The sequence below is a fragment of the Paraburkholderia sp. BL21I4N1 genome (genome assembly GCF_002973525.1).
GTDB lineage: Bacteria > Pseudomonadota > Gammaproteobacteria > Burkholderiales > Burkholderiaceae > Paraburkholderia.
Window position 1 is genome coordinate 69,672 of record NZ_PVEN01000024.1, and the last position, 7,075, is coordinate 76,746.

A 7,075-nucleotide genomic window follows, 5' to 3' on the forward strand; every position below is an offset into this window, starting at 1 on the left:
ACTGGCATGGCCGCAACTCAGACCGCAATCGCAGGCGACGAAGTGTCCGCCCTCTATGACCGGCTCAACTGGCGCTTGCTGCCATTTCTGCTGATCTGCTATCTGTTCGCCTATCTGGATCGCGTCAACGTCGGCTTCGCGAAGTTGCAGATGCAAAGCGACCTCGGTTTTTCCGACGCCGCGTACGGTGTCGGCGCCGGCATTTTCTTTCTCGGCTATGTGCTGTTCGAGCTGCCGAGCAATCTGATGCTGCCGAAGATCGGCGCGCGTAAAACGTTTTTCCGCATCCTCGTGCTGTGGGGCATGACGTCGGCCTGCATGCTGTTCGTTCGCAACGTGCCGATGTTTTACGGCATGCGGTTTCTGCTCGGCGTTTTCGAAGCCGGTTTCGCGCCGGGCATGATCTTTTATCTCTCGCGCTGGTACGGTCCCACGCGCATGGCGCGAGCGATCGCGATCGTGTTTCTGGCGGGGCCGATCGGCGGGATTATCGGCGGTCCGTTGTCGGCCTGGCTGATGACGCGTCTCGCCGGCACCGCCGGTCTGGCCGGCTGGCAGTGGATGTTCCTCGCCGAAGGCTTGCCCTGCATCGTGATGGGCGTGCTGACGCTGTTCGTGCTGTCGGATCGGCCCGCCGACGCCAACTGGCTGAGCGACGACGAGAAGCGTTTGCTCGCGGCTGAACTGGGTCCGGTTCCGGCGGGGCATCACTCGTTCAGGGACGTCGCGCGCAATCCGAAGATCTATCTGCTCGCGTGTGCTTACTTCTGCATCATCGCGTCGATCTACGCGATGAGCTTCTGGTTGCCCACCATCGTCAAATCGCAAGGTGTGGACGACACGATCCGGCTCGGCTGGTATGCGGCGATTCCGTATATCGGCGCGGCGTTCGGCATGGTTTATATCGGCCGTCGCTCGGATGCGTGCGGCGAACGGCGCTATCACAGCTCGGTGCCGGCGCTGCTCGCGGCGGTGTTGTTATGTGCGGCGGTGCTCGCCGACGGCCATCTGATCGCGACGCTCGCGCTGCTGACGCTTGCCACGACCATGCTGTGGATGGCCTATACCGTGTTCTGGGCGGTTCCGTCCGAACACTTCAAAGGCGACGCAGCCGCGGGCGGTATTGCGCTGATCAATACGATCGGACTGTCCGGCGGATTCTGGGGGCCGGCCATTATTGGCTGGGCCAAAACGGCGACCGGTAATCTGCATCTCGGTCTGTCGATCGTGGCGGCGCTGGCTTTGTGCGGTGCGGGGTTGCTGTACGTATTGTTGGCCGTCAGGCGGCCGCCGTCGACGTAACGCCTTGCGCAGGTACGAACCGGGGCGACATGCCCGCATTCCCAAGCAACCCAACGTGCCGTGTTCCACCCGGAAACGGCGAAGCGGAGAACCTCACATGCTTCTACATCTGTCGACCTGGGCCGAAGTCGGCCACTATCTGACACGCAGCCGTTCGATCGTCGTGCCGATCGGCTCGAATGAACAACACGGCCCCACGGGCCTGCTGGGCACCGACTGGTTGTGCCCGCAAATCATCGCGTACGAAGCCGAGAAACGCGCGGACCTGCTGATCGCGCCGACCTTCAATATCGGCATGGCCCAGCATCACCTCGCGTTCGCGGGCACCATTTCGCTGCGACCGTCGACCTTCATCGCCGCCATCGGCGACTGGACCCGATCGCTCGCGCTGCACGGCTTCGAGAAGATCCTGTTTCTGAATGGTCATGGCGGCAACATTGCGTCGATCGAAGCCGCGTTCTCCGAGCTTTACGCCGAGGCCAGTTTCGCGCGGCGGCGCGCGGGCTTCGCGTTGAAGCTGTGCAACTGGTGGGATCTCGACGGCGTGGGCGAACTGGCGCGCGAGCAGTTTCCGACCGGCCACGGCGCGCACGCCACGCCGTCCGAGATCGCGATTACGCAATGGGCGCTGCCCGAGTCGATCAAGTCGGCAGCCTACAGTCCGCAGATCGCACCGTCGGGACCGATTCGTGAAGCGCTCGATTTCCGCGCGCGCTTTGCCGATGGACGGATGGGCTCCGATCCGGCGCAAGCCTCGCAGGAGCGCGGCGGCGCGCTGGTCGAACTGGCCGCGCAAAGCCTGATCCGCGAGATGGAGGCGTTCAGCCGCGAGAGCGTACCGGACTGACGAACCGCGCAGCGTTGCCGAGGTTTTGTATCGCACTGTATCGGCAGCGTCGTACGGTACATAAGGATTCACCGGAGCACTTTTCCGACATAAGCGGGATACGTCCACGGCGTCTAATGGTTTCAAGGCCAGTTCGTTTCTTCAACAACGTATGGGCTTTGCAAAGCGCAACTACATAAGGGGAGTCAATCATGTCGGAACAGATCAATACCCGGCGCCGCCGTTTGCTCGGCACGACGGTTGCCGGCCTCAGCCTGCTGGAACTCGGCCTGAGCGGAATCGCCAACGCGCAGTCCAACGCTCAGCCCGACGCTGCGCCGGCAGGATCCCGCCTCGTGCCGTTCGACAATCTGAAGCAGGTCAACATCGGCACGCTGAGCATGGGGTACGCGGAAGCCGGTCCGCATCATGGACCGGTGGTAATCCTTCTGCACGGCTGGCCGTACGACATCTACAGTTTTTCCGAAGTCGCGCCGTTGCTCGCCGCGGCCGGTTATCGCGTCATCGTGCCGTATCTGCGTGGCTACGGGACCACGCGGTTCCTGTCCGCCGATACGCCGCGCAATGGACAGCAGGCGGTGGTCGCGGTGGACATCATCGCGCTGATGGACGCGCTGAAGATCGACAGGGCGATTTTCGGCGGCTTCGATTGGGGCGCGCGCACGGTGAACATCATTGCGGCGCTGTGGCCGGAGCGATGCAAGGCGATGGTGTCGGCGAGCGGTTATCTGATCGGCAGCCAGGAAGCGAATCGCACGCCGTTGCCGCCGAAAGCGGAACTGGCGTGGTGGTATCAGTTCTATTTCGCCACGGAACGCGGCTACGCGGGTTACGAAGCGAATCGCCACGACTTCAACAAACTGATCTGGCACACGGCCTCGCCGAAATGGAATTTCGACGACGCGACGTTCGAGCGTTCGGCCGAGTCGTTCAACAATCCGGACCACGTTGCGGTGGTGATTCACAACTATCGTTGGCGTTTGGGGCTGGTCAAGGGCGAGCCGCAATACGACGATCTGGAGAAGCGTCTGGCCACGGCGCCGACTATCTCCGTGCCGACCATCACCATGGAAGGTGATGCCAACGGTGCGCCGCATCCCGATCCGGCCGCGTACGCGAAGAAGTTCACCGGCAAGTACTTGCATCGCAACATTGGCGGCGGTATCGGCCATAACCTGCCGCAGGAAGCGCCGAAGGCGTTCGCCGATGCGGTGATCGACGTCGCGCATCTTTAAGCGGGTACGAATACCGTGAGCGACTCAGGCGAGTCGCTCATAAAAAAACGGGCCGCAGCAATTTTGTTGCTGCGGCCCGTTTGAGCATTTCCGCATTAATCTTTCTGGGCGAGCAATGCCTGAATGGCCGCTTCCGTCTTTGCGTAGTCGCCTTCGCCGAAGTGCGTGTAGACCACCTGGCCTTTCTTGTCGATCAGATAGAACGCCGGCCAGTACTGGTTGTTGTAAGCGCTCCACGTCGCATACTGGTTGTCCTGCGCGACCGGATAGGTAATGCCGAAACGCTTGATGGCGGTCTTGACGTTGTCCGTAACCCGCTCGAACGGGTACTCCGGGGTGTGGACGCCGATCACCGTGAGCCCCTGGTCCTTATACTTCTGATTCCAGCTTTTCACGTACGGCAGCGTATTGATGCAGTTGACACAGGTATAGGTCCAGAAATCGACCAGCACGACCTTGCCGCGCAGTTTCTGGATCGTGAGCGGATCGCTATTCAGCCATGTACTAATGCCGGTGAACTCTGGCGCGCGCGGGCCAGTCTTGAGCGGCTCCGCGATGGCGGCGCTGCCGGTGACCGCGGTAGCGGCGAATGCGGCGGTCATGGCCAGTTTTTTCAGTCGATTGAGATTGAGCATGTCTTGGTCCTTTGAGGGCGAGTAATAGGCGGTGAATGCAGGTGCCGTCAGGCGGATCTGCTTGCGGTTCGAACGGCTTGGCGGAGAAGCGCTGCGTGACCGTCGTGCCGTTGATCGCATGGCCCTATTGGAACGTTCGCGGGTATCTGGCTTGTGTCGGCCGGCACCTGTCGGTGCAATGTTTTGTGTCTGGCAACACGGCAGATACATTGCGACACAAATCCCCCGGCGAGCCGCGCTATAAAGCAGTCATTGCCAAAATACGGAGAGATAGATGAGCGCCAATGTGCTGAAAGGGTCCTGCCACTGCGGGGCTGTCAAATTCGAAATTCGTGCCCCGATCGAACCCGCTGGACGCTGCAATTGCAGCCTATGCCGGCGCAAGGGTGCGCTGATGACACCGCTGTTCCCCGCGAATGAATTGACGATTCTGCAGGGCGAAGAGGCCCTTACGCTGTATCAGTTCAACACGCGGGTGGCGAAACATTATTTCTGCCGCCATTGCGGGATCTACCCGTTTCATCAGACGCGTAAGGATCCGCTGCTGTGGCGCGCCAATATCGGTTGCCTTGAAGGGATCGACCCGTATACGCTGGAAGCCGGTGTTGCCGACGGCGCCAGCCTGTCCGTGATGGAGGACGCATGAAGCGGCTACTGTCAATCCTCGCCTTCGTGGCAGGCGGTCTCGCCGCGGAATGGGCGCACCCGGTGCAGTGTTCATTGCTGACTTCGAGCCGGGTGCAGATGAAACGTCAAAAGAGATGATGCATTGATGGACACGACCGACCACGTACTGATCGTCGACGACGATCGCGGCATTCGCGAGCTGATTGCCGGCTACCTCGAGAAGAACGGCATGCGCGTCACGCTCGCGGCGAACGGACGGCAGATGCATGCCGCACTGGAGCATGGCGCACCCGATCTGATCGTGCTTGATCTGATGATGCCGGGCGAAGACGGCCTCGTGCTGTGCCGCGAATTGCGAGCCAGCAAGTTCCGTTCGGTGCCCGTGCTGATGCTGACCGCTCGCAATGAAGAAGCCGACCGTATTCTCGGTCTGGAAATGGGCGCGGACGATTATTTGCCCAAGCCGTTTGCCGTACGCGAACTGCTCGCGCGGATTCGCGCGGTGCTGCGCCGCGCGCGCATGTTGCCGCCCGGCATGCAGGTCTCGGAGTCCTCGCAGATGCTGGGATTCGGCGACTGGCGGCTCGATACGACCGCGCGCCACCTGCTCGATGCGGAGGGCACCATGGTCGCGCTGAGCGGCGCGGAGTACCGATTGCTGCGTGTGTTTCTCGATCATCCTCAACGCGTGTTGACGCGCGATCAGTTGCTCAATCTGACTCAGGGCCGGCAAGCCGATCAGTTCGACCGTTCGATCGATCTGATGGTGAGCCGCTTGCGTCAGCGTTTGCGCGACGAGGCTCGCGAGCCGCGTTACATCAAGACGCTGCGTAGCGAGGGCTATGTGTTTTCCGCGGCGGTCAACGTGATCGAGGACGAGCAATGAACGCGAGTGCCTGGCTGCATTGGCCGCGCTCGTTGTTCGCGCGGCTGACGGTGATTCTCTTCATTGGCCTTGCGTCGGCGCAGGCGTTGTCGTTCTGGCTCACCATGACCGAACGCGACCAGACGATGACGAACATCATGACCGGTTATATCGAACGTGAAGTGACGAGTTCGGTCGCGTTGCTCGATCATTTGCCGGCCAATGAGCGCGCACAATGGTTGCCGCGTCTCGCGCGGCGCAGCTACGAATTTATTCTCGGACCCGGCGTGAGCGGTGGCCCGGTGGACGCGCATTTGTCGGCGCGAATCGCCGCTTCTATCTCCGACGGCATCGGGACGAACTATCCGCTAACGGTCAATGCGGTACCAGGCGACGCCGAGCGTTTGCAGGTTCATTTGAAGCTCTCGGACGGCGCGCCGTTGACCATCGATCTGCGGCCCATGTCGAGCGCGCCGCTGTCCGGTTGGCTGTTATCCGGCCTGCTGCTGCAATTGATCGTGCTGATTGCGTGCTGCTGGTTGGCGGTGCGATTGGCGACACGTCCGCTGCATGAATTGGCCGTGGCCGCCGATACGCTCGGTCCCGATCTGAAGGCAGCGCGCTTGTCGGAGAAGGGACCGTCCGAAGTGGCGCGCGCCGCGCGAGCGTTCAACGCCATGCAGGACCGTATCGCGATGTACATGACCGAACGCATGCAGATTCTCGCGGCGATCTCGCACGATCTGCAAACGCCGATCACGCGTATGCGGTTGCGCGTCGATGTGATGGAAGGCGAGCCTGAAGGCGCGAAACTGCGGCAGGATCTGCAGGAAATGGAAGCGTTGGTGAAAGAAGGCGTGACGTATGCACGGACGTTGCACGGTGCGATGGAGGTGCGCTGCCGTATCGATCCCGACGCGCTATTCGACAGCCTGGTGTGCGATTACGTCGACGCTGGACAGTCGGTGTCGTTGCAGGGATTGTTCGGCGCGCCGATCATGATGCGGCCACAAGCATTGCGGCGCATTGTCGGCAATCTCGTGGACAACGCATTGAAGTTCAGCGGCGCCGCCGAGATTCAGGTCGCCGCGTTGCACGATGGACAGGCCACGATCACCGTGTCGGATCGCGGCCCCGGCATTCCCGCCGAGTCGCTGGAAGCCGTATTCGAACCGTTCTTCCGGCTCGAGGCATCGCGTAATCGCAATACGGGGGGAACCGGTCTGGGTCTCGCTATCGCAAGACAACTTGCTCTCGCGATGGACGCGACTCTCTCTCTCCACAATCGCGAGGGCGGCGGACTGGAAGCGAGGCTCACGTTGAGGAACTTGCGTGGAGCTTGAGTGAGGCCGCGAAAAGATCGTGAAAAAATTATTTCGCAAATAGGGTTGACCAATGAAATCTCAGTCTGCATAATTCGCCTCCCGTTAGATGACGGACGCGAAGAAAGCAGAGCTTCTGAGCAAAATGATCTTTAAAAATTAACAGCCGATAAGTGTGGGCGCTTGATGCGAGACGCGAGGCGGATCTTTCGGGATCTGCCGCAAAGCGAAAGTATCAAGTC

The 7,075-nt window shown here is 61.1% G+C and carries 7 protein-coding genes; 6 read left to right on the forward strand and 1 reads right to left on the reverse strand.

What is annotated here, in order from left to right; all coding sequences use genetic code 11:
• Positions 1-6 precede the first annotated feature (6 nt).
• From B0G83_RS34930 to B0G83_RS34940, 3 genes are all read left to right on the forward strand, one after another.
• The gene (locus B0G83_RS34930) at positions 7-1,302 is read left to right on the forward strand and encodes an MFS transporter (protein WP_105511859.1); all 1,296 of its coding nucleotides are present in this window, start codon (positions 7-9) and stop codon (positions 1,300-1,302) included.
• A gap of 97 nt (positions 1,303-1,399) precedes the next feature.
• The gene (locus B0G83_RS34935; protein WP_105511860.1) at positions 1,400-2,149 is read left to right on the forward strand and encodes a creatininase family protein; all 750 of its coding nucleotides are present in this window, start codon (positions 1,400-1,402) and stop codon (positions 2,147-2,149) included.
• 191 nt (positions 2,150-2,340) lie between these two features.
• Complete coding sequence (locus tag B0G83_RS34940; RefSeq protein WP_105511861.1) at positions 2,341-3,384, forward strand: alpha/beta fold hydrolase; 1,044 nt, start codon at positions 2,341-2,343, stop codon at positions 3,382-3,384.
• Between the two features lie 95 nt (positions 3,385-3,479).
• Here the strand turns inward: B0G83_RS34940 and B0G83_RS34945 are convergent, their stop codons facing one another.
• Positions 3,480-4,019 (reverse strand): thioredoxin family protein, encoded by a 540-nt coding sequence (locus tag B0G83_RS34945; RefSeq protein WP_105511862.1) that lies wholly within the window; start codon positions 4,017-4,019, stop codon positions 3,480-3,482.
• 274 nt (positions 4,020-4,293) lie between these two features.
• On the opposite strand from B0G83_RS34945, the gene B0G83_RS34950 reads away from it, so the two are divergent.
• The 3 genes from B0G83_RS34950 to B0G83_RS34960 all read left to right on the forward strand — a co-directional run bounded on the left by B0G83_RS34950 (position 4,294) and on the right by B0G83_RS34960 (position 6,854).
• On the forward strand, positions 4,294-4,665 hold the full coding sequence (locus tag B0G83_RS34950) for a GFA family protein (protein ID WP_105511863.1): 372 nt from the start codon (positions 4,294-4,296) through the stop codon (positions 4,663-4,665).
• A gap of 126 nt (positions 4,666-4,791) precedes the next feature.
• A complete protein-coding gene (locus B0G83_RS34955; protein ID WP_105511864.1) occupies positions 4,792-5,532 on the forward strand; it encodes a response regulator in 741 nt (246 codons plus the stop codon).
• Positions 5,529-6,854 carry an ATP-binding protein gene (locus B0G83_RS34960; protein ID WP_105511865.1) on the forward strand — a complete coding sequence of 442 codons (1,326 nt, stop codon included), beginning with the start codon at positions 5,529-5,531 and terminating at the stop codon, positions 6,852-6,854. The genes B0G83_RS34955 and B0G83_RS34960 overlap by 4 nt, the downstream gene beginning before the upstream one ends.
• Positions 6,855-7,075 lie beyond the last annotated feature (221 nt).